The organism is Moorena sp. SIO1G6, assembly GCF_010672795.1.
Lineage (GTDB): Bacteria > Cyanobacteriota > Cyanobacteriia > Cyanobacteriales > Coleofasciculaceae > Moorena > Moorena producens.
In genome coordinates, this window is the sequence record NZ_JAAHFZ010000145.1 from 1 (window position 1) to 2415 (window position 2415).

The window sequence follows — 2415 nt, forward strand, 5'->3', positions numbered from 1 at the left end:
GGTGTGATTCGTTAGCTAGAAACCATATTCTATAAAGGATTTGGGGGATTAGCTGCTTGGTTATAGAACCATGACAACTTGATAACCATGATGGTGAAAATCCATCCCTCGTGAAATCCGAGTGACAGCCCTACCCCTACTTTCAGGAATTAACAAGCCTGGGGGTAAAGCGGGGTCGAACAGTGAAGCTCTACTAGCCTAAAGCGGAGTTAGTAACAGGCAATTGAACTCATGGGTACACAAGGAAGATACGACTAAACCATCGTTATGCAGAAGTAGCGCAATAAGGCTAGAAACGCTACAGACAAAAGTCCAAGGAATACACAGGATTATAAGGTTCTGCCCTCTTGTAATGATTTCCCTATATTCCCGGTGGAGAGTATCACCCTAAAAGTTCAAAGAATGGTTATCAGGAACGAAGTAACTCCATAGGTTCTCTCAGAACGGTCGGTTTCTGAGTAGGTAGTTAGCCCCATGGCCTATGTGAGAAAGATTGAGTCAGAAGCCAACGCCTGGGGTAATGCCCAGGATACGCTGACGGACTCACGTTGTAGGAAAAGGTAAAGCTATGAGTAGTAATGAATATGTCTAAAACTCGGGGGTTCGCTCCACAGTCGGAATGGAGAACAGTCAACTGGCGTCCGCTAGAACGGATTGTTTTTAAGTTACAAAAACGGATTTACCAAGCCTCTCAACGGGGTGACGTGAGCGTGGTAAGAAAGCTACAAAAGACTCTGATGAAGTCCTGGGCGGCAAAGATGCTTGCGGTCAGAAAGGTAACCCAACAAAATAAGGGCAAAAAGACTGCCGGAATAGACGGTCAAAAAGCTTTAACTAATAAGCAGAGACTCGCCTTAGTAGCCAGCCTGAAAATTTATCAGAAGCCTCAGGCAACCAGAAGGGTTTGGATTCCAAAACCCGGACGGAAGGAAAAACGGCCTCTCGGGATACCAACCATATACGACCGCGCCCTCCAAGCCCTCGCCAAACAAGCCCTTGAACCGGAATGGGAAGCGAGATTTGAACCAAACTCTTATGGATTCAGACCAGGACGGTCATGTCATGACGCCATCGAAGCAATATTCACAGGTATTAATCATAAACCAAAATGGGTTCTTGACGCCGATATCGCAAAGTGCTTTGATAAAATCAACCATGATGCTCTTCTAACAAAACTGAACACTTTTCCATCCATGAGACGATTAATCAAAAATTGGTTAAAAGCAGGTGTGATGGAAAATGGTACATTCTCTCCTACAAAAGAAGGCACTCCCCAAGGTGGTATCATATCTCCACTTTTGGCTAACATAGCCCTCCACGGAATGGAAGAACACATTAAGAAGTATGCCGAGACAATAAAAATAAAAGGGAGGGGAAAAAGTCAAAAAAGACAAGGCATGAATCTTATAAGATATGCAGATGATTTTGTCATCATGCACGAAAACCAGGAAGTGGTAGAAGAATGTCTTAGAATCATCATTGAATGGCTAAAAAACCTAGGCTTGGAGCTGAAACCAAGCAAGACTAGATTGGTACACACATACGAAGGATTCATTTTTTTGGGATTCAACATCCGACAATACAAAGTCGGGAAGTATCAATCGAAGCAAGGTTTCAAAACCATCATCAAACCATCTGAAAAGAATGTACTGGAGTACTATGAGCGACTTTCTAAGGTAATAGACAACCATAAAGCCGCTCCACAAGAAGCCTTAATCGGGCATCTCAAACCCATTATAAGAGGATGGTGTAACTACAATAGGTCAGTATGTAGTAAGGAAACTTACAAGAAGCTAGACTACCTACTCTGGAACAAACTTCAAAGATGGGGATACAGGAGACATCCCAAAAAATCCAAATCCTGGGTGAATAAGAAATATTGGGGTACAAAGGTAGAAAAACCAAAGAAACCTTGGGAAGCCCCGATAACGGACAACTGGATATTCATGACCGACGAGGAGAATTACCTCCAAAAACATGCCAAGACTGAAATAGTCAGGCACACCAAAGTCAAAGGAATCCGAAGTCCATTCGACGGTGACCTAATATATTGGAGTAACCGAATGGGAAAACATCCCGAAATGTCTAGCCAAAAGGGAAGACTTTTGAAACGACAAAAAGGAAAATGTACCCATTGTGGACTCACATTCAGGGATGGAGATTTAATTGAAAAGCATCACATAATACCACGCGCACTCGGTGGAAGCAATCTAGACAAGAATCTGGAATTGTTACACCTACATTGCCACGATGAAAAACACGGAAAGAAAATCAACTCCTCAGAGTTAGATAACAATCCGATTTAATGAGGTACCAATGACAATGGTTCCTATGATGAGGAGCCGGATGAAGGGAAACTTTCACGTCCGGTTTTGAAGACGAGTCGGTGAGGCGACTCACCGGCTTAGTTTAATC

The 2415-nt window shown here is 43.2% G+C and carries 1 protein-coding gene; it reads left to right on the forward strand.

Annotation, left to right across the window (positions count from 1 at the left end):
• Positions 1-584: 584 nt before the first annotated feature.
• Positions 585-2306: a group II intron reverse transcriptase/maturase gene (gene ltrA, locus F6K63_RS36580; protein WP_353813178.1), complete on the forward strand. Its 1722-nt coding sequence runs from the start codon at positions 585-587 to the stop codon at positions 2304-2306.
• The last annotated feature ends 109 nt before the right edge of the window (positions 2307-2415 follow it).

Bases quoted from the DNA above. Each gene is read 5' to 3' on its own strand.
- ltrA (WP_353813178.1), top strand. From the start codon at position 585: ATGTCTAAAACTCGGGGGTTCGCTCCACAGTCGGAATGGAGAACAGTC.